The 25,772-nt window shown below is 44.4% G+C and carries 23 protein-coding genes; 14 read left to right on the forward strand and 9 right to left on the reverse strand.

The annotated features are described in order from the left end of the window. Positions 1–50 precede the first annotated feature (50 nt). Entirely contained in the window at positions 51–308 is a 258-nt protein-coding gene (locus K2Q13_RS07430) for a hypothetical protein (RefSeq protein ID WP_292920426.1), read from the forward strand. Between the two features lie 11 nt (positions 309–319). On the opposite strand, the gene K2Q13_RS07435 is transcribed toward K2Q13_RS07430, so the two are convergent. The 3 genes from K2Q13_RS07435 to K2Q13_RS07445 all read right to left on the reverse strand — a co-directional run bounded on the left by K2Q13_RS07435 (position 320) and on the right by K2Q13_RS07445 (position 2,767). Then, a complete protein-coding gene (locus K2Q13_RS07435) occupies positions 320–1,513 on the reverse strand; it encodes a sialidase family protein (RefSeq protein ID WP_292920427.1) in 1,194 nt (397 codons plus the stop codon). A 176-nt stretch (positions 1,514–1,689) separates the two neighbouring features. Then, positions 1,690–2,184 (reverse strand): redoxin domain-containing protein, encoded by a 495-nt coding sequence (locus K2Q13_RS07440; protein ID WP_292920428.1) that lies wholly within the window; start codon positions 2,182–2,184, stop codon positions 1,690–1,692. 391 nt (positions 2,185–2,575) lie between these two features. Continuing rightward, positions 2,576–2,767 (reverse strand): entry exclusion lipoprotein TrbK, encoded by a 192-nt coding sequence (locus K2Q13_RS07445; protein ID WP_292920429.1) that lies wholly within the window; start codon positions 2,765–2,767, stop codon positions 2,576–2,578. A gap of 356 nt (positions 2,768–3,123) precedes the next feature. Here K2Q13_RS07445 and K2Q13_RS07450 point away from each other — a divergent pair, with 356 nt between their 5' ends. The 5 genes from K2Q13_RS07450 (at position 3,124) to odhB (ending at position 9,541) form a co-directional block, all read left to right on the forward strand. After that, the gene (locus K2Q13_RS07450) at positions 3,124–3,819 is read left to right on the forward strand and encodes a succinate dehydrogenase iron-sulfur subunit (protein WP_292920430.1); all 696 of its coding nucleotides are present in this window, start codon (positions 3,124–3,126) and stop codon (positions 3,817–3,819) included. Further along, positions 3,816–4,049 (forward strand): succinate dehydrogenase assembly factor 2, encoded by a 234-nt coding sequence (locus K2Q13_RS07455; protein ID WP_292920431.1) that lies wholly within the window; start codon positions 3,816–3,818, stop codon positions 4,047–4,049. The genes K2Q13_RS07450 and K2Q13_RS07455 overlap by 4 nt, the downstream gene beginning before the upstream one ends. A gap of 79 nt (positions 4,050–4,128) precedes the next feature. Further along, positions 4,129–5,430, forward strand: coding sequence for a citrate synthase (gltA, locus tag K2Q13_RS07460; RefSeq protein WP_292920432.1), 1,302 nt, complete (start codon positions 4,129–4,131; stop codon positions 5,428–5,430). 22 nt (positions 5,431–5,452) lie between these two features. After that, positions 5,453–8,272 (forward strand): 2-oxoglutarate dehydrogenase E1 component, encoded by a 2,820-nt coding sequence (locus K2Q13_RS07465; RefSeq protein ID WP_292920433.1) that lies wholly within the window; start codon positions 5,453–5,455, stop codon positions 8,270–8,272. 12 nt (positions 8,273–8,284) lie between these two features. Then, positions 8,285–9,541 (forward strand): 2-oxoglutarate dehydrogenase complex dihydrolipoyllysine-residue succinyltransferase, encoded by a 1,257-nt coding sequence (gene odhB / locus K2Q13_RS07470; RefSeq protein WP_292920434.1) that lies wholly within the window; start codon positions 8,285–8,287, stop codon positions 9,539–9,541. A gap of 155 nt (positions 9,542–9,696) precedes the next feature. Here odhB and K2Q13_RS07475 read toward each other — a convergent pair whose 3' ends face one another. Beyond that, on the reverse strand, positions 9,697–10,218 hold the full coding sequence (locus tag K2Q13_RS07475; RefSeq protein ID WP_292920435.1) for a DUF3617 domain-containing protein: 522 nt from the start codon (positions 10,216–10,218) through the stop codon (positions 9,697–9,699). Positions 10,219–10,496: 278 nt separating this feature from the next. Here K2Q13_RS07475 and K2Q13_RS07480 point away from each other — a divergent pair, with 278 nt between their 5' ends. The 4 genes from K2Q13_RS07480 to smbP all read left to right on the forward strand — a co-directional run bounded on the left by K2Q13_RS07480 (position 10,497) and on the right by smbP (position 15,070). Then, positions 10,497–12,272 (forward strand): SLC13 family permease, encoded by a 1,776-nt coding sequence (locus K2Q13_RS07480; protein ID WP_292920436.1) that lies wholly within the window; start codon positions 10,497–10,499, stop codon positions 12,270–12,272. A 206-nt stretch (positions 12,273–12,478) separates the two neighbouring features. Beyond that, positions 12,479–12,745: a hypothetical protein gene (locus tag K2Q13_RS07485; protein WP_292920437.1), complete on the forward strand. Its 267-nt coding sequence runs from the start codon at positions 12,479–12,481 to the stop codon at positions 12,743–12,745. A 365-nt stretch (positions 12,746–13,110) separates the two neighbouring features. Then, on the forward strand, positions 13,111–14,157 hold the full coding sequence (locus K2Q13_RS07490; RefSeq protein ID WP_292920438.1) for an endonuclease/exonuclease/phosphatase family protein: 1,047 nt from the start codon (positions 13,111–13,113) through the stop codon (positions 14,155–14,157). 568 nt (positions 14,158–14,725) lie between these two features. Next, positions 14,726–15,070 (forward strand): small metal-binding protein SmbP, encoded by a 345-nt coding sequence (gene smbP, locus K2Q13_RS07495; RefSeq protein WP_292920439.1) that lies wholly within the window; start codon positions 14,726–14,728, stop codon positions 15,068–15,070. A gap of 50 nt (positions 15,071–15,120) precedes the next feature. Here smbP and hemH read toward each other — a convergent pair whose 3' ends face one another. Both hemH and hrcA read right to left on the reverse strand, forming a co-directional pair. Continuing rightward, positions 15,121–16,206 (reverse strand): ferrochelatase, encoded by a 1,086-nt coding sequence (gene hemH, locus K2Q13_RS07500; RefSeq protein WP_292920440.1) that lies wholly within the window; start codon positions 16,204–16,206, stop codon positions 15,121–15,123. Positions 16,207–16,337: 131 nt separating this feature from the next. Further along, on the reverse strand, positions 16,338–17,357 hold the full coding sequence (gene hrcA, locus K2Q13_RS07505) for a heat-inducible transcriptional repressor HrcA (RefSeq protein ID WP_292920441.1): 1,020 nt from the start codon (positions 17,355–17,357) through the stop codon (positions 16,338–16,340). A 293-nt stretch (positions 17,358–17,650) separates the two neighbouring features. On the opposite strand from hrcA, the gene K2Q13_RS07510 reads away from it, so the two are divergent. Both K2Q13_RS07510 and recN read left to right on the forward strand, forming a co-directional pair. Then, positions 17,651–18,523 (forward strand): NAD kinase, encoded by an 873-nt coding sequence (locus K2Q13_RS07510; protein WP_292920442.1) that lies wholly within the window; start codon positions 17,651–17,653, stop codon positions 18,521–18,523. A 22-nt stretch (positions 18,524–18,545) separates the two neighbouring features. Beyond that, complete coding sequence (recN, locus tag K2Q13_RS07515; protein ID WP_292920494.1) at positions 18,546–20,222, forward strand: DNA repair protein RecN; 1,677 nt, start codon at positions 18,546–18,548, stop codon at positions 20,220–20,222. A 51-nt stretch (positions 20,223–20,273) separates the two neighbouring features. On the opposite strand, the gene K2Q13_RS07520 is transcribed toward recN, so the two are convergent. The 3 genes from K2Q13_RS07520 to K2Q13_RS07530 all read right to left on the reverse strand — a co-directional run bounded on the left by K2Q13_RS07520 (position 20,274) and on the right by K2Q13_RS07530 (position 23,530). After that, the gene (locus K2Q13_RS07520; protein WP_292920443.1) at positions 20,274–20,519 is read right to left on the reverse strand and encodes a hypothetical protein; all 246 of its coding nucleotides are present in this window, start codon (positions 20,517–20,519) and stop codon (positions 20,274–20,276) included. A gap of 152 nt (positions 20,520–20,671) precedes the next feature. Continuing rightward, the gene (locus K2Q13_RS07525; RefSeq protein ID WP_292920444.1) at positions 20,672–22,219 is read right to left on the reverse strand and encodes a fused MFS/spermidine synthase; all 1,548 of its coding nucleotides are present in this window, start codon (positions 22,217–22,219) and stop codon (positions 20,672–20,674) included. A gap of 9 nt (positions 22,220–22,228) precedes the next feature. Then, entirely contained in the window at positions 22,229–23,530 is a 1,302-nt protein-coding gene (locus tag K2Q13_RS07530) for an amidohydrolase family protein (protein ID WP_292920445.1), read from the reverse strand. 780 nt (positions 23,531–24,310) lie between these two features. Here K2Q13_RS07530 and K2Q13_RS07535 point away from each other — a divergent pair. Together K2Q13_RS07535 and K2Q13_RS07540 are read left to right on the forward strand one after the other, a co-directional pair. After that, complete coding sequence (locus K2Q13_RS07535; RefSeq protein WP_292920446.1) at positions 24,311–25,066, forward strand: hypothetical protein; 756 nt, start codon at positions 24,311–24,313, stop codon at positions 25,064–25,066. 88 nt (positions 25,067–25,154) lie between these two features. Continuing rightward, positions 25,155–25,727 (forward strand): HEAT repeat domain-containing protein, encoded by a 573-nt coding sequence (locus K2Q13_RS07540; RefSeq protein ID WP_292920447.1) that lies wholly within the window; start codon positions 25,155–25,157, stop codon positions 25,725–25,727. The last annotated feature ends 45 nt before the right edge of the window (positions 25,728–25,772 follow it).

A 25,772-nucleotide genomic window follows, 5' to 3' on the forward strand; every position in this document is an offset into this window, starting at 1 on the left:
ACTCAACAATATGATTCAAAACATTATTATATCATCATCCGCACCTGAAAATGACTCTAACCGTGCAAAGTTCTCGACAATTCAATCTGTTGGTTGCCAAAGACAAGGTGGCTTCCAGCGCCACAAATCCAGATGGAGAATCGGGCCCTGCCATTCGGCTGGTAGGAGGTGTAGGTGTTTATCATGTGTACGTCAATCAGACGGTGGGTGGTGATAAAGCAGCTAATTATCAATTAATTTTTCATTGCGAAGATGTCGATAATGCGCATTTTGAAACATCGGTGTTTACTAAAATCGACCAACCATAGCATGTCTGAGTCTATTGATTGCTGTCGTCATCGGATTGCCTGATCGGAATTAAACGAAAGCCGGTATCCATACTGTTCCAGGACAGAAAAATTTGCTTGCCGTCAGTGATCAGTGCAGGGTGAGCAGACTGAGTTGCTGTTTCGGCAACTACTTGCGGTTTTGACCAGTGCAATCCACCATCTGTAGAATACATAGCTTCCACGCGGGTCTGAGTGCCGTCAAACACCTTCCATGCGAGCGCTACCTGTTTATCCAAAGCCAGCACATCGGCTCGACCGGGTAGCTTATCTTGATCGCCCACTTGCGTTGGACTGGAGAGGGTTTTTCCTTGATCATCGGACCATGCATAAAAAATTCCGCTACGTTTTTCTCCCTGAGTAAACCAAACCATGTGATATCGTCCATTAGCGCCGATCGACAAGGCAGGTCCGTGCGCAGGACACCCCTCAATTTCCCAGTCATCGAACGTTACTCGCCACGGTTCACTTGTTTTTCCGTCGGGTGATAGCTTAAGTAAGCCATGATCGCGGATATTTCCGGGATAGACATAACGGGCCAGGATGACCAGACTGCCATCGACATCCTCAGCCATGGCTGTACGGCAGCAGGAGCAGATGTTTTTCGCAATGCGTTGATCCGTAGGAAGGTTAATTATTTTGCCGGTTCTTGCAGATACATGGTAGATCGACAGATCTCCATCGCCCTGTTTTTTGTATTCGGCCCGATCACGCACATCATGCCAAATAAAATGCACGCGATTGGCTGTGTCTATTAGCATCTCCGTTTGATAGTGATACCAGGTATTGGCTTCAGAGCTAATTTTGACCGGTGCGCTGAACTGGGTGCCGTTGTCGGAATGGCTGAAAAAACTAGTACTGGATTGTTTGTCATCGGCAAAGTAGAGCACATACACTCTTCCTGTCCGATCAACGGCTAGGGTGGGCGGATTTTCATCCCATGCATGTATCGGCATGTCTGTCGAGTTGACGCGAACCGGTTGACTGAAAGACTTGCCGAAATCGGTTGAATAATCAATAGAAATGGACTTCTGGGCAGAAAGAATGCGCCATAGTCGCCCATCCGGTCCAAATGTCGTTGCGGTATAGATTTTTTGTTCAGGCAGTAATCTTTCGGTTTTAGCGACCAGATTATACGATAAAGCTAGTAATAATAGAGTGCTGCATAACAAAGCAAAATGATTCATGTGAGTATATTTGTGTAGGCGCGATTCTGAGTTCTTAGTTAATCCCTCCTGCTTGTTTGGGACAAATATAGTAAGGTAAGTGCACCAATTAACAGGCGGTTAAAGGAAGTGAGGGAGATTCCTGTTTCAATTTACACTACCTTAATAGTAGAAAGAAAGCCCGAACAGAAGCAGGTCTAATTAATAATTGTCTTGAGCATGGCTTCGAGCGTCTCGCGCGATACAGAACCACTGACGCCGACACGTTGGTGATCTTTGTCGAGAAAATAGGTGCGAGGGACTTCACCATACCATTTGGGATCAATTTCATAACGAAGTTTTTGGGAGTTGGCGTCAGCAAAAATCCAGTTATCTGCATTATTCAGTTCATTTCCAGTCAGTATAGGCAGCGCTTGATTAGAAGCTGAAGCATCATCAGTTGCCAGCATAATCAGGTTAATATCCGGCATGCTTTTGCGAAGCTCACTGAGCAATGGCATCTTTTTTTTGCACGAAGTGCAGTTGATAGACCAAATCATCAATACGAATGGTTTGTCGGCATATTTATTCAGTAATTGTTGATAGCTGCCAGAAGTAAAATGCTTCAAGTCAACTTGCTCAGCGTGAGCAGGGAAAGCAATGCTGCATGACAATAATAGTAAGTAAGTAAGTAGAATTTTAGATAATTTCATGATGATGCCTCTTAATGTTTGCGCTATCAGAACCCCTGAATATCAAAGTTTCAAAGTGAAGTCGATGTGAAAGTAGATTGATTTACCCGTGATATTTGCAATTTATACCTGCTAATAAGGTATGAAAAACTATCCGATAGCTTTTTTAAGATTATCTGCAAAATTTGATTGCTTGAACATGCGACTAATTGTCGCAGCTTCTTTTGTTCGAAAACTGTCAGCGATTACTTAAGAGTAGTACAGCTGAAATGGATAGGTGTGGGTTGGTTTCATTCTGCAAACGAGACAATGAAGATTGATTAGCATAAGTTGTTGAAATAGACATCACCCCCCAGAATCTAGATGCTATTTCTGGGGGTTTAACTCGAATGCCTGCTGATATGCCGTAATTTTATTTTTTCAAAGCATCACATTGATCGAGAAATGCTTGTCGCGCTGCTTCGTCATCCTTCAAATCTGCAAGCGAGGATTCCAATCCTTTTCCCGCACAATTTACCGAACTTGCTTCGGGTGCTCCACCGCAACCGAACAGAGCGAAACAAAGACCAATTATACAAACGATGCTATATTTTTTAAAATTCATCTAAAATCTTCCTTTATAAAAAATTCATTATGGCTTGATGGTGATATCCGATTTTTTAATCGTTTGACGTTGGCTCGGCCACACGAACCTAACGATTTATTTTACCTGAATCCATGCTTTTTGTATTTTTACTATGTTTTGAATCATGCGGAGCGCACTGATGGCACATCGAATATGTTCATTAGCTGTAGCTTTGTGCATTGCTACTCGGTATATTGCGCTTGCGCTTAATGTGCGCAGCAATCTAAAAAGCCAAACCAAAATATGATAATCTGGCTTCAAATCTGTATACTTCGTAATATTTTGAGAGATTCTTATCGACTATAAGCAGTATTCAAACCCACTGGAGCCGACCAATGAAGTTCTCGATTTACCGCTATGATCCCGATAAAGATGAAAAACCATACATGCAGGATTACGATGTTCAGTTGGCAGCGACCGATAAAATGCTATTGGATGCATTATTGCGTATCAAGTCGATTGATGACAGTTTGAGTTTACGCCGCTCCTGCCGCGAAGGTGTGTGTGGATCGGACGCGATGAATATCAACGGGCGCAACGGATTGGCGTGCATTACACCGATTAAAGGCCTGAAAGATCCGGTGGAAATACGTCCATTGCCTGGATTGCCGGTTATTCGTGACTTGATCGTGGATATGACACAATTTTTTCAGCAATACCATTCGATTAAACCTTACTTAATCAATAATGACCCGCCGCCTGAAACGGAACGGTTGCAGTCGCCGGAAGAAAGAGCTGCTCTGGATGGCGTCTATGAGTGCATTTTATGTGCTTGCTGTACAACATCTTGTCCTTCCTTTTGGTGGAATCCGGATAAGTTTGTCGGGCCAGCGGGACTGCTACAGGCCTATCGTTTTCTAGCCGATAGCCGCGATCAGGCAACTGCTGAGCGATTGGACAATCTGGAAGATCCTTATCGGCTGTTTCGCTGCCATTCCATCATGAATTGTGTAGATGCGTGCCCTAAAGGCTTGAATCCTACCCAGGCGATCGGCAAAATCAAGGACATGATGGTCAAGAGAATGGTATGAAAGAATTCGAGCGTGCATGCTGGCGCTGTCGGCGTGGTATGCTTGAATTGGATATCGTGTTGCAGCGATTCATGGACCATAATTACCGGCAACTTGATGAAACTAGATTACTGCAATTTGAACGATTATTGGCATTGCCGGATAACGATTTATGGGATCTGATCAGCGGAAAGCAAGTTAATAGCGACACGCAGTGGCGGTCGGTATTGGAATTACTGCAAAAGAGCTAGGTTTTGAGTGTTATTCGTTAACACTATCAATCTATTAACCATGCATACTGATTAATATTGCAATTTGTGGAGATGTATTATGGCACAAGAAGGCACAGCGACTCTGAATTTGAATAATGGTAGCGACCTTATCGAGCTGCCGGTTTTATCCGGAACCATGGGTCCGGATGTGATCGATATTCGCAAGCTGCACGGACAGAGTGGTTTGTTTACTTATGATCCCGGTTTTTTGTCGACCGCTAGTAATAATTCCGCAATTACTTTTATCGACGGTGATAAAGGTATTTTGTTGTATCGCGGCTATCCAATTGAACAATTAGCACTGCATTGTGATTTTATCGATGTGTGTTATTTATTGTTGCAGGGTGAATTGCCAACGCCGGGACAAAAATCGGAATTTGATCTTACAATAAAAAGCCATTCCATGCTGCATGAGCAGCTGGTGAAATTTTATAGTGGTTTTCGTCGCGACGCTCATCCGATGGCGGTGATGGTCGGAGTGGTCGGCGCTTTATCAGCTTTTTATCATGATGCTTTGAATATTTCCGATCCGGTGCATCGTGAACAATCAGCATTGCGACTGATTGCAAAATTGCCAACGATTACTGCTATGGCGTATAAATACAATATCGGGCAACCATTTGTTTATCCATATAATAACTTGGGTTACGCTGAGAATTTCTTGCATATGATGTTTTCTGTGCCGACAGAGAAATATGAAGCTAACCCGGTGATTGTGCGCGCGTTAGATCGGATATTGATTTTGCATGCAGATCACGAACAGAATGCTTCTACCTCCACGGTGCGCTTGGCGGGATCCAGTGGTGCTAATCCATTTGCCTGTGTATCTGCCGGTATTTCTTGCTTATGGGGTCCGGCACATGGCGGGGCAAACGAAGCTTGCTTGCGCATGTTGGAAGAAATCGGCGATGTTTCTCGCATTGATGAATTTATTCAACGCGCAAAAAGCAAAGAGGATAACTTTCGGTTGATGGGTTTTGGCCATCGCGTCTATAAAAATATGGATCCGCGGGCAAAGCTGATGCGTGAAACTTGTCATGAAGTTTTGAACGAATTGGGATTGCAGAATGATCGGTTGTTCAAACTTGCGCTACAACTCGAAAAAATTGCACTGGAAGACGATTATTTCATTTCGCGTAAGCTCTATCCTAACGTCGATTTTTATTCCGGCATCGTGCAACGTGCATTGGGTATCCCAACCAGTATGTTCACCGCGATTTTTGCGATGGCAAGAACGGTCGGTTGGGTGGCGCAATGGAGCGAGATGGTTTCTGATCCTGATTATAAAATCGGACGCCCACGTCAGCTATATACTGGCGCAGCCATGCGGGATATTCCCGATTCCTTTTCCCAAAAATAGTTTTTATTAAGACTGCTATTTTATGAACAAGCCGTTGATGGAAGAAACTCTTTTGTTTGGAACTAATGCGAGTTTCATAGAAGCGGTTTATGAAGAATATCTGCACAACCCTCATTCTGTTACATTAGTGTGGCGAGAATACTTCGATAAGTTGGCCCAGCAACCGGAACACATAGCCAGTAAGGCATCAGCCACTGCTTCAGTTACCAAGTCTTCCGGCTTAGAAATTCAAGCTGCGCTTCCTGAGGTAATGTCGATTGATTCAGATGATCGCAAGCAAGTGGCGGTGTTGCAACTCATCAACATGTATCGCAGCCTAGGATTGAATCAAGCCAATCTTGATCCGCTGGGTCTCAAGCAACAATTGACCATTCCCGAATTGAATCCTGCGCATTTCGGATTGACCGATGCGGACATGGATAAAGTGTTTAATACTGGTTCATTAGTTGGGCCTGATCGTGCTTCGTTGCGTGAAATTTTGCAGATCCTGCATGAGACTTACTGTGGCTCGATTGGTGCCGAGTATATGTACATTTCTTCGGTTGAACAAAAGCGCTGGATACAAGCGCGGCTGGAAGGGCAGCGCTCTAACCCGGGTTTTCCGATTGACGTTAAGTATCATATTCTTGAACGGCTCACTGCAGCAGAGGGACTGGAAAATTATTTACATACTCGCTACGTGGGGCAGAAACGTTTTTCGGGAGAAGGTAATGAGAGTTTGATTCCATTGCTGGATAGTTTGATTCATCGCGCAGGGAAAGCGGGCATTCAACAAATCGTAATGGGAATGGCGCATCGCGCTCGGCTTAATGTGCTGATAAATACTCTGGGGAAAATGCCAGCCGAATTGTTTCGCGAATTTGAAGAAAAGCAGCCGCAAGACTTGCCGTCGGGCGATGTGAAATATCACCAAGGTTTTTCTTCTGCCATCAAAACATCTGAAGGTATCGTACGTCTAGCTTTGGCTTTTAATCCTTCACATCTTGAAATTGTTAATCCAGTGGTTGAGGGCTCGGTGCGCGCCCGTCAACATCTGTTAAACGATAAACTTGGGGATCGCGTATTGCCAGTATTGATTCACGGTGACGCGGCGTTTGCAGGGCAGGGCGTAGTGATGGAAACGCTGAATTTATCCCAAACTCGTGGCTATGGTACTGGTGGTACGGTACATATTATCATTAATAATCAAATAGGATTTACCACATCCGATCCCCGTGATAGCCGCTCCACGTTATATTGTACCGATGTTGCCAAAATGATTGAAGCGCCGATATTTCATGTCAATGGCGATGACCCAGAAGCAGTCGTGATGGTGGCTGAACTGGCGTTTGATTTCCGCATGCGGTTTCATAAGGATGTCGTGATCGATATGGTGTGTTTCCGTCGCCTTGGCCATAATGAGCAGGATGAGCCGATGGTGACGCAACCCAAAATGTATCGGATCATCAACCAGCACTTGGGTACTCGCAAGTGCTATGCCGATAGATTGGTCGCCGAAGGGGTGATAAAGTCGGAGGAAGCGGATAATCTCGTCCAAGCTTATCATGACGCTATGGATGAAGGTGTCAATCCGAATAAGACGGTTTGTTATGACTATAAATCTCCGTATTCCATCAACTGGGAACCTTTTTTAAAACCATTCAAATGGAATAAGCGGATTAAAGCCGGTGTTGCGATGCAAACGCTGAAACAGCTTGCTATAAGGCTGACCGATATTCCTCAAGGGTTCAAATTGCATTCGCGCGTGGAAAAGATTATTGCCGATCGGCGTTTGATGGGCACAGGGGAATTGTCGCTAGATTGGGGAATGGCGGAGAATCTGGCTTACGCAACTTTGCTGAAGGAAGGATACCCAGTGAGATTGTCCGGGCAGGATTCGGGCCGTGGTACATTCTTTCATCGTCACGCGGTATTGCATGACCAGGTAGCAGCGGATCAGAATGAACGTATCTATGTGCCGTTACGCCATCTTTATCCCGAGCAACCGGATTTTGTTGTGATTGATTCGATGTTGTCGGAAGAGGCGGTGTTGGGCTTTGAGTATGGGTATGCAACAACGCAACCTAATGAATTGATTGTCTGGGAAGCACAGTTTGGCGATTTTGCCAATGGTGCGCAGGTGGTAATCGACCAGTTTATTGCCTCAGGTGAAACCAAGTGGGGGCGTATCTGCGGTTTGGTGATGATGTTGCCGCATGGTTATGAAGGGCAGGGCCCCGAGCATTCTTCTGCGCGCTTGGAGCGTTTTCTACAATTATGCGCGGACTACAATATTCAGGTTTGTGTACCATCGACACCGGCACAGATGTATCATTTGCTTCGTCGACAAATGATCAGACCGATACGTAAACCGTTGATCATCATGAGTCCAAAGAGCATGCTGCGGCATAAAGAATCGATTTCTAGCCTAGACGAGTTGGCGCGTGGATATTTTAATCCGGTTATTTCCGAAGTCGACAAATTAGATCCGAAAAATGTTAAGCGGATTATTGTTTGCAGCGGAAAAGTATACTATGAATTATTGGCTTACCGTAAGGAACAACGCATCAAGGATATGGCAATTATTCGACTGGAACAATTGTATCCATTCCCGCATGAGGAATTTCAGGCCGAAATCGATCGTTTCAGCAAGGCTAAAGATGTCATTTGGTGCCAGGAAGAACCTGGCAACCAGGGAGCATGGCATCGCATTCAGCATTATTTGTTGCGCCATATGCGATCCGATCAGGAGTTGGGTTATGCGCTGCGCGCTTCTGCAGCTTCACCGGCCGTTGGCTATCTGGCAAGGCATAAATTTACGCAGAATGAATTAATTGTGGCAGCATTCAGAGATAAAATATAGAAAGAGGGCACCATGTTAGTTGAAGTCAAAGTACCCGTGTTATCTGAATCCGTAGCTGATGCTACTTTAATCTCTTGGCATAAAAAGGCGGGAGATTATGTTAATCGATCCGAAAATTTGATTGATATCGAAACCGACAAAGTCGTGCTGGAATTGCCTGCACCCAATGCGGGTGTGTTGACTAAAATTCTAAAAAATGACGGCGCTACCGTAACTAGTGGTGAAGTTATCGCCATGATTGAAACCGAAGCTACCGACACTAAACCTAGTCAATCGGATAATCAATCAACTACTGTTGCTGAAAAAGAAACAAAGGTTGCTCCTGAAAAAAACACAGAAGATCGTGCTGCTGAGGATATCCATCAAGAAAAATCCATGTTGATGCCGGCTGCACGTAAGTTGGCAGAGGATAACGATCTGAAAGCCACAGAAATATCTGAGATAAAAGGCACCGGCTTAGGTGGTCGTATCACCAAAGAGGATGTGCAAGCCTATATGGAACGCAGATCCAGCGTGTCCTTGAAAGTTGAATCCAAACCTGAAGCCAGCGTTACTTCAACATCAGGAGCGCGTACTGAACGTAGAGTCGCCATGTCACGACTCCGGCAACGCATTGCAGAACGTTTGGTCGAATCACAATCTACCGCAGCGATTTTGACCACCTTCAATGAAGTTAATATGCAGGCAATCATAGACCTGCGTGTACGCTACAAAACTGAATTTGAAAAGGAATATGGCGTAAAATTGGGTTTCATGTCGTTCTTCGTCAAGGCTGTTATTGCCGCGCTCAAGAAATATCCGGTTGTCAATGCCTCGGTTGAAGGCAATGAGATCATCTATCACGATTTTTACGATATTGGTATTGCCGTTGGCAGTCCACGTGGACTGGTAGTGCCGATTATCCGCGATGCAGATCGTTTAACACTGGCGGAAATCGAGTTGCAGATCGCTGATTTTGCCAAACGTGCGCAAAACGGTAAACTGGGCATTGAGGAACTCAGCGGCGGTACTTTTTCAATTACCAACGGAGGCGTATTTGGCTCCATGTTGTCGACCCCAATTATTAATCCGCCGCAGAGTGCTATTCTCGGTATCCACGCTACCAAGGAAAGACCAGTAGTGGAGAACGGACAAATTGTGATCCGCCCAATGAATTATCTCGCCTTGTCCTACGATCACCGGATCGTCGACGGTCGAGAAGCGGTTTTGTCGCTGGTAGCAATGAAAGAAGCGCTGGAATATCCGATGAGTCCGTTACTGGAAAAATAAACAGTTCATTGCAAGTGCAATGTCCACAAGCTCACACGAGAACTTTGACCGCGTGAGATCAATTTTACGCTTGTGTTAGTAACGTGAAGTTTGACTGGAGAGTGTTGCGTTTCAATAAGCTAATGTGGCGCAACATTTTAATTTCTTGCAATTCTTCATTGCAATGGATTGACCGCAGTGCAGCGTTCACCTATCCAGCGGCCTGACGTTTCAGCTGATGCATGTACCGGATTGCCGCCGATAGTACTATCGAATTCGGTATTTCCCACGAAGCTTTCCGGGCTAGTAAAACTGCCTTGGGCAAAGCCATCTCCTTGAAAATGTTGATTGGAGCATACCAAATCGAGCTGATAGCGATTGCCAGTGCGAGTGGCATTTTTCACCGTGCAGCCGGATCGGTTCTCATAAAAATAAGTAGGAATTTCCTGCTTTGCCATTTCCTCGGTGATACAAACTTTTGACGTGGCCGCGCCATTTTCTATTTCGGGTAGTTTAAGGCCGTAACGGTTGGCGAGGGTACTGAGTTGCTGCATCTGTTCTGACGGAATATGTGGTACTAGTGCCAGAAGATCGGAGCGAGTAGTAACTTCCCATAAACCTGGACGAATGTGCTCATGTGCAACAACAGGAGTTGTGATGGTGAGTGTCAACAAACTTGCAATAATAATTTTACGCATTAAATGTCCGTAAAGTGTTTCTTGAAAAGATTAGCTTGGCAAAAGTTTCTTTAAATTGCGCCGATAAGTAGCGGCTTGGATAACCAATATTGATTGCCAATTTTAGTAAGTTTAGCCGATTCGCGATTAGCTTCCCAGTATAAAAACCGGATATCCAGATTACTTGGCGGTACGACATATAAATTGTGGTCATATCTTTATAATAATTGATTATTTATGTTCATACTATCAACTGCTGTATATTTCACACTTTCACTTTCGTTTGGGATGTAAAACATATGGAATGGCAAGGCTGGTTTACATTGGGTTTATGTGTTGCGGTGCTGGTGACACTTATTTCTACTCGAATTGGTCCTCATTTGGTCATGATTGGAGCGCTGACGATATTGAGTGCAACTGGGATCTTGAGTAGTTCTGATGCATTGAGCGGTTTTAGTAATTCAGGTTTGATTACGGTGGCAGGCATGTTTGTAGTAGCAGCAGGTATGCATGCTTCCGGTGCGATTGATTTGCTGGTCAACACGTTATTGGGCAAGCCTACGACCCCGCGTGCAGCGCTAAATCGCATGTTTTGGCCAGTTGCATTTCTGAGCAGTTTTCTTAACAATACGCCAGTGGTAGCCACGATGATTCCAGCAATTTATAGCTGGTCGCGGAAGATCGGAATTTCACCTTCCAAGCTTATGATCCCGCTGAGTTATGCGGCAATTCTAGGCGGCACGGTGACGCTGATTGGAACGAGTACCAATTTGATTGTCAATGGTCAATATCAGGCACTGACCGGTGGGCCAGGCTTTTCTTTATTTTCGATCACTGCGGTTGGAATACCGGTTGCGATAGTGGGTTTTTTATACATGTGGTTATTTTTCCCTAAATTGTTGCCGGACCGCACGCAAGGCCAGGCTTTCTCCAATTTGCGTGAATTTACATTGGAAGTGTCCATTGCGCCGGACGGTCCCTTAGTCGGGAAAACAATCGAGCAAGCTGGGCTAAGACATTTGCAACGGGTTTATTTAATTGAAATTGAGCGTAACGGCATTATATTGACCGTTGTAACCGCAGATGAGGTGCTCCAAGGCGAGGATCGATTGGTATTTGCTGGCGACACCGACGCAATTTCTGATTTGCTGCGCATTAAGGGAATTGTGCCATCTGCCGAGGAAGGGCAAACGCAAACATTTGCTGAGCGGCATCCTGAACGGCGTCTGGTTGAAGCTGTGGTGTCACCGCATTGCACTGCGGTGGGATATGCCATCCGCGATGCACGCTTTCGCGCCCGTTATGGTGCTGCTGTTTTGGCTGTAGCAAGACATGGCGAGCGTATCAAAGGTAACCTCGGAAGCATTACTCTGCAAGCGGGGGATACGTTACTGCTAGAAGCAAGACCAGCCTTTGTTACTCGGCAGCGCTATAACAAGGATTTTTTACTGATTAATGACCTGAACACAGAAGCGCCACGTCATGAACGAGCTTATGTTGCCTGGATGATTTTATTGGGCGTGATCACAGCCGCTAGCTTCGAAGTGATTACCATGCTTAATGCCGCGCTGATTGGCGGCGGATTGATGATTCTTGCCGGTTGCTGTACTGCCAATCAAGCTGAGAGAAGTCTTGATTTAAAGGTCATCATTACGATCGCAGCATCATTTTCACTGGGTATGGCGTTGGAAAAAACCGGCGTTGCTAAATTTCTTGCCGAAAACATTGTTGATCTAAGTGGAGGTACGCCGTGGCTGCTGCTGATTCTGACGTACATAACCATTTCATTGTTGACCGAAGTCATCACCAATAATGCTGCAGCGCTTTTAATGCTGCCGATTGTGTTGGAGATCACCGAAAAAGCCGATTTGAACAATATACCCTTTGTATTTGCCATCATGATGGCAGCTTCTGCTAGCTTTGCGACGCCTCTAGGATACCAAACCAATATGATGGTCTATGGGCCTGGCGAATATCGTTTTACCGATTTTCTCAAAGCCGGTGTTCCGATGAATATTGTCGCAGGTATTGTCACTATCACGGTTTTATTGATTGGGTGGCCATTGACTAAGTGATTTGGATGAAAATACAAAATAAAGCACCCCGCCGCAAGCAGCGAGGTATTAAAAGCGCTCTTCAGACTGCTGGTTTTCAACCAGCCTTCGCCCCAAGGGGCGAGGAATTAAACCCGGAAGAGATTAAAGAACGAAAAAAGCGTGTATTCCGTTTATTCCAAGCGATGCTAATGATAGCTTATCTAGGCTATAGGAGATAACTGTATATGTCATTAAAAAAGTCAATTAAGGAATTTGGAGCTTATTTAGGCGATAAAGAATCGCTGTTGGATAAGAATTACCCAAAAATTGCAGAAATGATCCTATTACACTGGGGGTATAAGGAGATTTATCAATATATCAATAAATTGCTAATTGTTGAAAAGGATAGAGACCGACAGGGATTCCCTGTAGAAGTATTGCAGGAAATCTATAAATTACAAGAGATACATGAGAAGCTGTTTCCTGACTTAAAAACGTTATCAAATGGCTAATTGCAATATTGCTCTTGAACATGCAAATGAAAACGCGATCTTTTAGTTACTGCTTTACCAATATCAATCACGGTAGCGGATCTTATCTTTTCAGTGACTGTGCTTTTTCTGAATAAGATAAGTTTCGTATTCTGACTGATCAAGCCGCCGAATATTGCGGCAAGATTTACTACTGAAATAGTCCTGCAAACATTAATTGACGAAAAAGAGATATAACACGATAGAATCGCTACTTTGAGCAACCGAATCTGATTGGACAATTATTTTGTCAAATCGGGGCGCGATTACTACAAGTGAGTGAATAGACTTTTCAACTAATGTTAGTTACATTTCTGATTATAACTATAACATTTGCCATTCTGACAATGTTACCACTCAGTCGCCATGAAGCATGGTGGATACGCGGACTTGATTTTCCACGACTACAGCTTTTCCTGGCATTGCTGTTTACGCTTACCTTGGAATTGTTGCTACTCGATTTATCATCGAAACAAACATGGGGACTCGTGGCGGTTGCAATGGCTTGCTTAGTCTATCAAGCATGGTGGATTGTGCCTTATACGCGGGTATTCCCACGAGAAGTAAAGGCCGCAAACAACTCTGATAGCAGAGGCCGAATCAAAATTATTACCGCCAATGTCTTGATGACAAATCGGGATGCAAAGGCATTCATTGCGTTGGTTCGCGAATTTCAACCGGATATTCTGGTAACTCTAGAATCAGATCTGTGGTGGCAATCACAGCTGGATATTCTGGAAACTGATTACCCCTATACGATCAAATGTCCGCTGGATAATCTTTATGGTATGCATGTCTATTCCAGATTTCCAATGATGAATAACCAGATCGAGTATCTGGTGGAGACGGATAAGCCATCAATGCACGCGCTTGTACTTTTGCCATCCGGGCACAAAGTTCGGGTTCATTTTTTACATCCGGCACCACCCAGTCCAACTGAAAATGTTGAATCTTCGGAGCGTGACGCAGAGCTTGTGATTATCGCTAAGAGTGTAGCTGAAACGAACGTACCGGTTATTGTGACTGGGGACTTGAATGACGTAGCTTGGTCTGAAACAACACGGTTATTCAGGAAAATAAGCGGATTGCTTGATCCAAGAGTGGGGCGCGGTATGTTTAATACTTTTCATGCAGATTACTGGTTTTTGCGTTGGCCGCTAGATCATCTGTTTCACAGCAAACACTTTACGCTCCAAAGTATAAAAAGACTCAGAAGCTTTGGTTCGGATCATTATGCACTTTTTACTGAGCTCGTACTTACAGCTGATACCAATAATGAACATAACGGACTGGACCCAAATGCGGATGATTTGGCCTGGGCTAAACGCAAAACAGAGGACCAGAATGTCGATAAGAGCGCTGTTCCCCAACCTGAAAAACATTCAGTGGCCTAATCATTGAGTGTTGCTAACATTTATACAAACGGTAAGCGCTTAGATGCCTTTTCTTACACAACTACTTTCAACTAAGATAGGGTGCCGTAATCCTTAGTCCGGCGTACCTTCCCGCTCACGAATGGATCATGGCTGCAGTTTGTAGCTGCCTTTCTTGTTTATTGTGCTATCGACGGGCTGCGAAGACGGAACTGAAAATTCATATATCGAACAGCGTATCTTTGGCTAAACTGGTATCAGCATTGTCGGATGAATAAAATCTGATTTTTCTTTGAATCCGATCAAGAAACTTTGGCTGGAGATTGAGAATAATTTACGATTGTAAGACAGGAAAGATTCACGTTCATGTTTTGCATTGCTCTTCTGGAAAGTCGAGTGCTGGATAAAATTACAGAATGTCAGATGGTTCTGAGCTAGTGTCCCAAAATGCTTAAATTAGGTATATACTAAAAGGACATTGGTGGCTTCAATAAGTATTCTAGATTTATTTTGAAGCCAATCCAGTCGCTGAGATTTTTCAGAAATATTCGTGCTATTAACGTATTGTCATAAAAAAGGAGAAATGATTATGAAATCTATATCAACTGCAATCGTAGCAGGAACATTCGCACTTTTCATTGGTACTCAAGCATGGGCAACGGATGCGGGGCATACTTCGGAAGCAATGGAGCATGCAGGTCAATCGAAAGCACACGGTGAAATGGGTCATGCCAAAGAGGCACTAGCGCATGCCAAGGAAAGTTTAGCACATGCTAAAGAAGCAAGAGATGATCACGCAGCATCCCATAAACATATGGATGAAGCTATCAAACACTTAGATGAAGCAATCAAACATGCTGAAATGGGTCATGGCGAAGAGTCTGCGAAGCATACTGAAGAAGCAGTGAAACATATGCGCCAATCTGGCCATTGATGAGTTAAAGTCATTTCCCCTCGAATTCTCGAGGGGAAAAATTTTGTTGATTAGTTTTTTGCTCCCATTTCCAAAGCCAGTTTTCTTGATAACTGCGCCGCTACCTCGGAAACTTCACTATCCAGCCACCCTTGCAAGTGGGTACAAGTAATATCCGACAATGCTTGAATCCAGTCGTTTCGCTCATTCAGACAAGGAATGTAATGAAATTCCTTGCCACCTGCTTGAATAAACGTGTTTTTTGCTTCAATCGCAATTTCTTCGAGTGTTTCTAGGCAGTCAGATACAAATCCAGGGCATATTACATCAACCCGTTGTGTTCGTGCCTTTCCTAATTGTTCCAGGGTGACTGCGGTGTAAGGAGTTAGCCATTTAGCTTTACCAAAGCGCGATTGGAAGCAAACGATATATTGGCTTGCGTCCAAGGCCAATGCTTCAGCCAATAATCGTCCAGTTTTTTGGCACGCGCAATGATAGGGATCTCCCTTGTCCAGGCTTGAGCGTGGCGTGCCATGGAAGCTGATGATTAATTTATCAGGTCGTCCATGTGTGCTCCAGTAATCGCGCACATTGTGTGTCAGTGCTGCGATATAAGCCGGCTCATCGTGGTACTGCTTGACGGTGCGTATAGCTGGTTGATTCCGCATTCGGTTTAATACCGTGAAGACATTGTCCATCGCCGCCGCAGTGCTGCTGGCGGCATACTGGGGAAAGAGTGGAATAACAAGAATGCGCTCGCAACCTTGCTCTTGCATGTTGTGCAGAATAGCAGCTACTGAGGGTTTGCCTATATTCATCGCGTATTCGACCATAGGCGGGTTTTTTAACCGAATCTGCAATGCTTCTCGTAGCAGTTTTGTTTGCCGTTCAGTGTGAATTTTAAGTGGCGAGCCTTCGGGCATCCAGATTTTTGCGTATTTCTCTGCTGATGCTTTAGGTCTGAAAGGTAGTATGAAGCCATGCAGAATTGGCCACCAAATCACCCGAGGCACTTCAATGACGCGAGGGTTGCTTAGAAATTCCTTGAGATAAGGACGTAGCGCCTTAGCTGTTGGCGCGTCAGGTGTTCCTAAATTAATTAACAGTACGCCAGTTCGATTACGCGAGCCATGTTGATAGAGAGATTTTGAAGTCATGAATTCTAAAGTTTGCCTTCATTTGATAAAATAAATTAACAGTTTAACCAGATTTGTTAACTGGCAAGAAGTACGCAATTGCATATTGTGTGTTTGCTATTGATGATAGTAAAAAGTTTGCTTAGTATAGTTCAATGCTGCGACAGACTATTGGAAAGCAGTTTTGCAGTAATCTCGACAATTGGGATAATGCGTTCATAAGCCATACGCCTGGGGCCGATTACGCCGACAGTGCCGACAATTGCGCCCTCCATTTCATAGGGCGCGGTCACCACGCTGAATTCTTGCAGCGATTCGACATCGGATTCGCCACCAATAAAGATTTTGACACCATGTGCTTGTCGACTTAATTCGAGTAATTGCAATAACTTGGTTTTGCGCTCAAATAACTCAAATAAACTTTTCAGGCTATTCAGATTATCTGAGATATCATTGATTTGTAACAGATTGTGTTCACCTGCCAGCACCACGACTTCACTGCTTTCATTGACTGCATCGCCACCTACTTCAATCGCTGCACTCATGAGACTAATCATTTCACTGCGCAATTGTTTTAATTCGTCGTCCAGGCGGCTGCGAATCTGGTCCAAAGTACAGCCTGCATAGTGCTGATTGATGAAATTTCCGGCCTCGATCAGGTCGGATTGACTGTAAGGGGTATTGGTAAAGAGAATCCGGTTTTGCACATCGCCTTCGGGTGTCACGATTATTAGCAAAATACGCTTCTCGGATAATGCCATAAACTCCACATAACGAAATACTGCGCCTTTTCGTTTGGGTGTGATCACGACACCGGCAAAACGAGTTAATTCTGACAACAGTTGTGAAGCCGCACTGATCAAGCGTGATGGGTTGTCAGGATGTAGTTGATTTTCCAGGTGGTTCAATTCCATTTTATCGAGTTTTTTTACTACCAACAGCGTATCGACAAAAAGACGATATCCCTTGGGAGTTGGAATTCTTCCTGCTGAAGTATGCGGACTGGCAACCAGCCCCATTTCTTCTAGATCTGCCATTACATTACGAATAGTCGCTGGGCTGAGATCAAGTCCGGAAAACTTTGACAGTGAACGCGAGCCAACTGGTTGGCCTTCGTGGATATATCGTTCTACCAGCGTTTTCAATAATATCTGTGCACGTTCATTTAACATGGCGTAATTCTACACGAATCAGCAGGATTCATAGTTTGGTTGTAAGAGTAATTTGTCGAATCTCATCTATGCTAAACTTCATCGATAACGTTATTGCCTTAATGGTTTGACACTTGCTTGAGTAGTATAGGTATTTTTGGAGCGATTGGTACTGCGGATTAGCTATGTCCAATTTGGCTATTTTCAACTTTGCTAAATTTGTTTTGAGAGTAACCTGTTTAATTTTAGAGATAACTTTAATATTTAATTTAATTCTGCCGCGGTACTATAAAAATAGGCTATTTTCCTAAGTTATGAACGCTTCATTTTCAACCATTGCACTGATCGGTAAGCATAAAAATCCTGAAATTGGGATGCCGTTGCTGAAATTGGCCGAATATTTAACAGCGAAGAATTATACCGTTCTGCTTGATCACCTTACGGCATCACAGATTGGTAGTGACAAATATCCAGCATTGAATTTGGAGGATATCGGCACGCAGGCTGACTTGGCGGTAGTTATGGGGGGTGATGGCACCATGCTGAATATTGCGCGGATGCTGGTTTCTTATGATGTACCCTTGATTGGCATTAATCAAGGGAGACTGGGCTTTCTTACTGATTTATCGGTAGACACAATGTTTGAATCCCTTGATGAAATACTGGCTGAGAAGTACATTACTGAGCGACGCATGCTGTTATATGCTGAAATTATTCGTAATGGTGTCAGTGTATTCGGTAGTTTGGCATTCAATGATGTGGTGCTCTATCGCGGCATGAGCAGTGGCATGATTGAATTTGAAGTCAGAGTCAACAGTGAATATGTGAATACACTGCGCTCTGACGGATTGATTGTTGCTACACCGACCGGATCCACTGCTTATGCTCTGTCTTCCGGCGGACCGATTTTGCATCCTGGCCTGGATCTGATAGCGCTGGTGCCAGTCTGTCCGCATACCCTCAGCAATCGTCCGATCGTGATCGGGCCGGAATCTGTTGTTGAAATTCAGATGCAAAGTTGCGCGAACGTGCGCATCAATTGTGATAGTCATTCCTGCTTTGATTTGGAACTTACGGATAACATCATCGTGCGGCGTTTTCCCAAGACAGTACGATTGTTGCATTCGGATAATCACAGTTATTATCGTATGCTCAGGGAAAAGCTGGGTTGGAGTGAATTTCCCTGATGTATGTACTGAATGTACGTCCATGCTAAGGCGTTTGAGTATTAAAGATTTTGTTATCGTTGACGGGATTGAGCTTGATTTCATGCCCGGCTTTATAGTGCTGACTGGAGAAACGGGGGCAGGAAAATCAATTTTGATTGACGCACTAGCCCTAGCCTTGGGGGAGCGCGGTGATGCCAGCCAGATAAGGTTGGGTTGCGAGCGCGCTGAAATCAACGTGCTATTTGAGATCAATCATTTGCCGGAGTTATTGCACTGGTTGAACGACAATGATTTGCAGGGTGATTCCGATAGCTGCCTGATGCGTCGCATTATTGAAACCAATGGCCGGTCGCGCAGTTATATCAACGGGCATGCGGTTACACTCCAGCAATTACGTGTTGCCGGAGAGTATCTGGTGGCCATACACAGTCAGCATGCGCATCAATCCTTACTGCAGAAAGATGTGCAACGCGAATTGCTTGATGCTTTTGCAGGTAGTAGCGACTTGACACGAGCGGTTAAGGTGGCTTATCAACACTGGCAAGATTGTTATCAGCAAAGAGTAGCTATGCAACAACGTGCTACGGAATCACACGGCAAGCGCGAGCAACTCGAGTGGCAGTTGCAAGAATTAGCGACGTTAAATTTTACACTGGAGGAATGGCAGGTCCTACAAACCGATCATGGCCGGTTATCACATGTAGCAACTTTGCTTGCTGCTGCGGAGACGAGCATTGATGCCTTATCTGAAAGTGAATTTGCCGTACTGACACAAATTAATGCTGCAAAAGGTCAATTGCAGGATCTATTGGAATTTGATCTTCAACTCAAACCCATTACCGATTTGCTCGATTCTGCACAAATCCAATTGCAGGAGGGAATGTACGAGTTGAAACATTATCGCCAGAATCTGGATTTGGATCCCCAGTTGTTACAGCAGATTGAACAGCGAATGTCAGAGGTTCATACGACGGCAAGAAAATTTCGTGTCACACCGGAAGGATTACCGCAATTGCTTGAGACAATCACTCAGGAACTGGAGTCCCTGGGTTCGGATTCGGACATCGGCCATTTGCAAACACTCGAGGCCGCGGCGTTGACTGTTTATCTCAAGCAAGCTAAGGCATTGAGTCATAATCGGAAAAAAGCCAGTGAAGATTTGTCAGTGCAGGTGACTGCGGCAATGCAAACGATTGCGATGGTTGGCGGTGAGTTTTCAGTGTCATTGATTGCATTGGAGACAGGCAATGCGCATGGTTTGGAGCAGATTGAATTTCAGGTGGCCGCACATCAAGGCTTACCGTTACGGCCTTTAGCCAAAGTAGCGTCGGGCGGCGAACTGTCACGCATCAGTCTGGCAATTCAAGTGATCACCAGTAAAGTGGGCGTTGCGCCCACGCTCATTTTTGATGAAGTTGATGTCGGAATAGGTGGGCAAGTTGCAGAAATAGTCGGCCACTTGTTAAAGAAACTTGGAGAAGATCGACAGGTTCTGTGCATTACACATTTGCCGCAGGTTGCTGCGACCGGTGATCAACACTTGCATGTAATGAAGTGTATCAACCAACAAGCGGAGAATAAGCAGGTGGTAAGTCAAATTGCATTCCTGGATCCGCAGGAACGCATTGAAGAAATTGCCCGTATGCTGGGTGGTGTCAACATCACGCAAACCACGCGACAGCATGCAGCAGAAATGTTGCAAAGTAGTAGTAATTAACTATTTTACCTGTTCAAGAAGACGATCAAGTAAAGTGCTGAAAGAAGTAATTCAGTGACGATTTAATGCTGCTTCCAACATCATCAAGGCAATACTCTGTTGTATGGCGATTTTCTTGGGATCTTTTTGCTTGAGTGCGCCGTTCTGGATCTGTTCCCTGGTTATGTCGTAGTATATTTTCTTTCCGTTTCGCGAAAGTAATACCTTGTGTCGAATTCCGCAATCAGTTAATAATTTCAATGCATGGTTGCGACTGACGCCTCCGAGCGCTTCCGATATTTGTTTTAGGCTAAGCATGGGTTATTTTCCATTTTCATAGATTGATTTGGCTATCTGCTGTTAGTGAAGTCCTAGATAACTCAAGGTATTTCTGATTGGCAATGGTTGAAAAATCTGATCTCCAGTTCTTTTATGGTTTTGTCCGTTCTGACAATGTGGATGACATGTGTCTATCGGATAAAGTGATGGGTGCCGATTGAATCAACGATCATCCGACGATAATGCTCAGATTTGCGAATTTGTAGCAGTTCGAGATTGCTGAGGTTATCGGTCAGGATTGTTCCATGCGTTGGGTCAATAGTTAATAATCTCTGATTTAACCAGGTGCGGTTGGAGAAAGGTATTGAATCATCGTCCAAATTGATGACATGATTTGTGGCGAGAAAAATGAAATCATTAAAATCTGCACCCGGATCGGAAATGAACACGTGTTGATGCGGGAAGACTTGCGCCAATGTTTTCGAAACAGAGGCCAGTGCTGCATTTTGACCATTATCCAGGAAAGAAACAAAATTCAGCGCAAGAATTCCGTGCCTTGAAAGCAAGCCGTGCAATTGGGCTAATGCTTCAACGGTCAATAAATGGGTTGGTTCGGTGCCGCCAGTGAATACATCCAGAATGATTAAATCATAAGGGCCTTTGAGCTGACGAATCTCATAACGCGCATCGCCGATGATTCTACGACCTGTTGGCATAAAGCCGAAATATTCGTTGGCTGCCTCGGCAACGGCCGGGTCAATTTCCAGCGTATCCGTTACAATTCCTGCCTTACTCAAAGTCATGACCATATGTCCGGCGCCCTGGCCAATTAATAAGGCTTTTTCCATATTTGGTACGAGAAAAGGGATTTGTCCCACGATTTTCTGGTAGGTGAGGAGATTTTCTCCATGGCTGATACTGGCTGCGCCAATGGTGGAAGCGTCTGAAGTGAGCAAACGAATATTTTCCTTGGGCTTGTCAATTACGCGAACCCAACCGTATAAGCTTTCTCGTTCGAATCGGGTTTGGAAGGTATCACTGAATTCTGCTTGCCCTGAGCTGACGATTTGTGGAAACAAACCAAATCCAATCACTAATAATAGGGTTGCCGGTATCATGACCGTAGTGGATTTCAGATATTTTCGTTCTATCCATGCCACTGCCATCGCTAATACTAATAGTGCAATCCCCAGGCCCACAAAAATTTCACGAGAGCCGATCAAAGGAAATAAATAAAAACCGAGAAATAGCGTGCCGATGACACTGCCGACGGTACTGACTGCATAAATGGAGCCGGTGCTGGCGCCCACATTAGCCAATGCGGAAGTGGATAATTTAACTGCAAAAGGCCCAACCATACCCAGCATAATCAAGCTAGGCGAGAATAGGATCAATGTGCTGATGAAGCTACCCAAACGCAAACCCAGCGGATCTGTGGCTAGTAAAACCGGCCCTGCCAGCCAGGGAATGATGAGCGTTAATAGTCCTGCCGCTGCGATGATGAGGGATAATCCAGGTCGTGCCCGGTCGGCCCAGATTCCGCCTAAATAGTAGCCGAGTGCTAGTGCGATCAGTGTAACTGCAATGAGCGAAGTCCAGACATACAGGCTGGCACCATAGAAAGGCGCGATCAGCCGTGTGCCTAGCAACTCAATAACCATGACTGCTGCACCAGTGAGAAATACCGTGCAGTAAAGCCAGGCCTTGTCAAAAATAGTTGAAGATGAGGGAGTGTTCATGGATACCTTTTAGTGTTTTACCTTATTTTTCTTAAAGTCGTTGACGATGATATGACCACCGGAAATCACCAGATCGGGGTATTCCAGCAATTTAAACCGTTCGAACGGATTGCCGCGGACAGCGATAATGTCTGCTGGGGCATGTTTCTTCAATGTGCCGAGCAACGGATAGTTCAAATACTTTCCCGCTTCGGAAGTTGCTGACCTGAATACCCTCAGCACATCACCAAAGTCAATCCCGTCCGGACTGGTTAAATTCAACATTAAAATCATTTCTTCTGCGTTAATACCCCAAGGTACATTGTCATGGCCAATCTCAGATCCATAGATAAATTTTGATTTTGAATCGGGGTTATGGGACATCATGTGCGCAAGCTTATGCGCATTGGCGTGAATACCGGTGCAACCAGATAGGGAATCCACCGTGGTTACAAAGGTTACGTTTTGTTCTACTGCACGGTGTAATAAGTCGTCTCGAATTTCTGCGCAGGGTATATGTGACCATTCATCCACACCGGCATCTAGTGCCAGTTCAACCCCGGTATTTTCTCCGACATGGGCGGCTACCTTGCGGTTCAATGCATGCGTCTTGGTCACTATCGCCTTGACAATATCCAAAGAAAGTAGTGGCCATGGTGTTTGCGGAGGCTCTCCGTGACCGTGGTTTGACATCCATGGCGCACCGGATTCCCCCCCGGGTTCCAAAGCAATTTTGATCATGCTTGAACCACCAGCCACCAAATCGATTACGGTTTTCTCAGCTTCTTCAATGGTGGCAACCGCTACACCAATGGTACCGTATTTGTCATGACCACCAGACGTCCCGGTTCCGTGATTGCCGAAAATATTCAATGGATAACCATCCACTGCCTGAATGATAGGGCCAACGCTCAATATACGTAATGTGCCGTTACCTCCCATCGGTTTCAAAAGCGGCCCGCCGGTATCGCGGACAGTTGTGATGCCATGCTTCAATACTTTATCGCTAGGAATTTTTTGAAAGGTAATGTGTGCATGGGATTCAATAAAGCCTGGCAGAATAGTCGCATCGCCCAATTTCATTTTCCTGCTGCATAATCCATTCAGTTGGTTTGGGTCACCGACTTGAACAATCTTATTGCCTTTAATCAAGACGGCTGCATTTTCGTGCAGGTCGAAGCCGTCAAAAACACGATCGGCACTTAACACATAACATTGATTACTTGCGGAAGATTTTGCTGAGTCATTTTGTGCAAAAGCATGCAGGCTGAGCGAGGATGTCAAAGCCAAGATAGTGAGTTGTATTACAGTTTTGAATTGATCAGTTTTCATTTTTATGTTTTATGTAGGTAATTGTTTTTATAGATTCTTCGGTAGTGTGCTGTGGTTTTACAGTGTGCTTGTGAAGAATGATGTTCTAATTAATCTTTGCAGAATGTTGGTGATTTAAATCAGTTTGGATTAATTAATTGCCATTTTAAGTAAAAAAAACGCTATTGGTAATGCGACAAATTGTCGCAGCCGTGACAAGAAGAACCTGAAATAATTCCGGTTAAATTTTTGTTAATATATTGTTTAATAATAGTTAATATTTTTTTGTGAGATGCTCATTCTTGCGTTAATGCTGACCTGCGGCAATTTGTCACATTGTTTTCCTGTCGCTTGATCAATAGTATTCATTCCTGAAGAAATTGCTGTTTATCTCCTAGCGATTTTTTTAAATGATGTCTCGTTGAATAATCTCTTGTGGTGCGAGCGCTTGTATCTCTGGAGGTTTATCTTCCTGTAGTTTGAAATAAAGAAGGATAAGCAATCAGTGGATAATTAAGCGTAGTTAATACCCCGCAGCTTGCTGCGGGGTTTTTTCTTTTAGAGATAGACAGTCGGGGTAGATAGACAGTCGGGGTGCGACAATTTGCCACATTGCTTTTACGTAATAAGCAAAATAACATCGCGCCCTGAAATAAGTTCTTTTCTTTAGGGAGTAAAGGTATCTAGGTTGGTGGGAAAAGAATGGTTTTCAGTTGCCCTTTGAGATCCACCTCAAAAGGCAACTTTAGTGAGAAAAATATAAGTCATTCTATTAATAAGTTGAAAAGGGGTCTTTGCAACATGTTAACAAAACAATTTAAGTCTTTTACCCATACTGCGTTAACGACTGCTCTGCTGTTGGGTCTCTCACAAAACGTATTATCGCATACTCGCCTGGAAATACCTGCAGGAACCGAAGGGGTGAGAATTACTAATAATGTGGTTATTGGTCATGGTTGCGGAGATAATACTTTTGTAACTAAAAGTTCAATAGTTTTTCCAGATGGTGTGGATTCAATTGTCAAAGTCAATGGCGCAGTTTCAGGCGATACAATTGATTCGCACGTTGCGAATTGGGGTAATTTATTTCAGAAAGTGTTGGAGCCAGTTGTTTTTAAAGCAGAAGATGAGAAGACTGATGGTAGCGGTAATGTCGTAGGGTTTTATGTGAAAGATGGCAAAATGCCGAATCATTATGCAAGCTATCTTAAATTTAGAGCCGGCGCGGTTTTGTTTGAACCGACTTCCTGTGCTTCTAGCTTGAAAATTGTTATACCAATTGCGGATATTTGCAAGCAAACACCGATATCAGGCTTTGCCGATGGGAAGCTTAATCTCTGGACACCGGCGGTAGGATCTGATTATGACGGTCCTGGATTGCATGGTTACGATTCTCCAGCAACTTACACGGTAAATCGTGATCTGGTTGTCAATCCACTACCCGGAAGTTGTTCGGCGACAGGAGATGTGGTTGATTTAGTTCCATCCGCAGCGCAGATCAACCGTGATATGCCAATCAAAAACAAGAAGGGTGTCCAGATTTGGCCAAAACCATAAAATGATGGTGATGTATTAGCTTTTTGTTGTAAGGGGAGGTGAGCGGTGTGGGAGCTCTTGTTCATCTCCTAATTTTTGAGGAGCCAAAATGTTGAAATTACCAAACCATAAGAGTGGCATAGCCATGCCGCTCGTTATTTCTTTTATTGTAATGGCTGGATTTACGAATCATGTGTTTGCAGACAATGCGAAAGCGGGCTCGGCTTCCAGTCTGGATTCCATCCAGATTTATTGTATGGCGGAGCAGGGCGGTGCAGCGGAGCCTGATGCTAGTTTTACCGAGACTATAATCGACCTTGCGGCATCGAGTGATCCGGCACAAAGAGTAAGCGCCTTGTCGCAACTGGCAGAAAAAGGATCGATTGACGCCGGTGTTGTAGAGAAAATTCTGCAAACCGCGATTCAAGATGCCGATCCGAATGTCAGAGGGCAGGCAGTTTATGCCTTTGCACAGCAAGGTTGCGGTGATCTTTTTGTAGTACTTGAACAAGCTTTGCAAGACACCGAGCTTTCAGTACGGCTGATGGCGTTGGATAGTTTGGGTGCTGATGAAAGAAGCGTGGCGTTACTTAAAGAAATCGTTGAAGACGAAGACGAAACTGAAGCTATTAAAGATCTGGCTGCGATGAAATTGGAATCTTTGAGCACAAGTAGTAATTAAGGCTTAAGGCAGTGGCATTTAATAAGCTTTATGCTATTGATAGAA

The sequence above is a fragment of the Nitrosomonas sp. genome (genome assembly GCF_019752095.1).
In the GTDB taxonomy this organism is placed as follows: Bacteria; Pseudomonadota; Gammaproteobacteria; order Burkholderiales; family Nitrosomonadaceae; genus Nitrosomonas.

What these genes read in the sequence shown, in the direction of transcription:
- K2Q13_RS07450 (WP_292920430.1), top strand. Translation starts at nt 3,124, where the DNA reads ATGAAGTTCTCGATTTACCGCTATGATCCCGATAAAGATGAAAAACCA.
- K2Q13_RS07465 (WP_292920433.1), top strand. Translation starts at nt 5,453, where the DNA reads ATGAACAAGCCGTTGATGGAAGAAACTCTTTTGTTTGGAACTAATGCG.
- odhB (WP_292920434.1), top strand. Translation starts at nt 8,285, where the DNA reads ATGTTAGTTGAAGTCAAAGTACCCGTGTTATCTGAATCCGTAGCTGAT.
- K2Q13_RS07490 (WP_292920438.1), top strand. Translation starts at nt 13,111, where the DNA reads ATGTTACCACTCAGTCGCCATGAAGCATGGTGGATACGCGGACTTGAT.
- K2Q13_RS07525 (WP_292920444.1), bottom strand. Translation starts at nt 22,219, where the DNA reads ATGAACACTCCCTCATCTTCAACTATTTTTGACAAGGCCTGGCTTTAC.
- K2Q13_RS07455 (WP_292920431.1), top strand. Translation starts at nt 3,816, where the DNA reads ATGAAAGAATTCGAGCGTGCATGCTGGCGCTGTCGGCGTGGTATGCTT.
- hemH (WP_292920440.1), bottom strand. Translation starts at nt 16,206, where the DNA reads ATGACTTCAAAATCTCTCTATCAACATGGCTCGCGTAATCGAACTGGC.
- K2Q13_RS07520 (WP_292920443.1), bottom strand. Translation starts at nt 20,519, where the DNA reads ATGCTTAGCCTAAAACAAATATCGGAAGCGCTCGGAGGCGTCAGTCGC.
- recN (WP_292920494.1), top strand. Translation starts at nt 18,546, where the DNA reads ATGCTAAGGCGTTTGAGTATTAAAGATTTTGTTATCGTTGACGGGATT.
- K2Q13_RS07430 (WP_292920426.1), top strand. Translation starts at nt 51, where the DNA reads ATGACTCTAACCGTGCAAAGTTCTCGACAATTCAATCTGTTGGTTGCC.
- K2Q13_RS07485 (WP_292920437.1), top strand. Translation starts at nt 12,479, where the DNA reads ATGTCATTAAAAAAGTCAATTAAGGAATTTGGAGCTTATTTAGGCGAT.
- hrcA (WP_292920441.1), bottom strand. Translation starts at nt 17,357, where the DNA reads ATGTTAAATGAACGTGCACAGATATTATTGAAAACGCTGGTAGAACGA.
- K2Q13_RS07440 (WP_292920428.1), bottom strand. Translation starts at nt 2,184, where the DNA reads ATGAAATTATCTAAAATTCTACTTACTTACTTACTATTATTGTCATGC.
- K2Q13_RS07445 (WP_292920429.1), bottom strand. Translation starts at nt 2,767, where the DNA reads ATGAATTTTAAAAAATATAGCATCGTTTGTATAATTGGTCTTTGTTTC.
- K2Q13_RS07475 (WP_292920435.1), bottom strand. Translation starts at nt 10,218, where the DNA reads ATGCGTAAAATTATTATTGCAAGTTTGTTGACACTCACCATCACAACT.
- K2Q13_RS07530 (WP_292920445.1), bottom strand. Translation starts at nt 23,530, where the DNA reads ATGAAAACTGATCAATTCAAAACTGTAATACAACTCACTATCTTGGCT.
- gltA (WP_292920432.1), top strand. Translation starts at nt 4,129, where the DNA reads ATGGCACAAGAAGGCACAGCGACTCTGAATTTGAATAATGGTAGCGAC.
- K2Q13_RS07535 (WP_292920446.1), top strand. Translation starts at nt 24,311, where the DNA reads ATGTTAACAAAACAATTTAAGTCTTTTACCCATACTGCGTTAACGACT.
- K2Q13_RS07480 (WP_292920436.1), top strand. Translation starts at nt 10,497, where the DNA reads ATGGAATGGCAAGGCTGGTTTACATTGGGTTTATGTGTTGCGGTGCTG.
- K2Q13_RS07510 (WP_292920442.1), top strand. Translation starts at nt 17,651, where the DNA reads ATGAACGCTTCATTTTCAACCATTGCACTGATCGGTAAGCATAAAAAT.
- smbP (WP_292920439.1), top strand. Translation starts at nt 14,726, where the DNA reads ATGAAATCTATATCAACTGCAATCGTAGCAGGAACATTCGCACTTTTC.
- K2Q13_RS07435 (WP_292920427.1), bottom strand. Translation starts at nt 1,513, where the DNA reads ATGAATCATTTTGCTTTGTTATGCAGCACTCTATTATTACTAGCTTTA.
- K2Q13_RS07540 (WP_292920447.1), top strand. Translation starts at nt 25,155, where the DNA reads ATGTTGAAATTACCAAACCATAAGAGTGGCATAGCCATGCCGCTCGTT.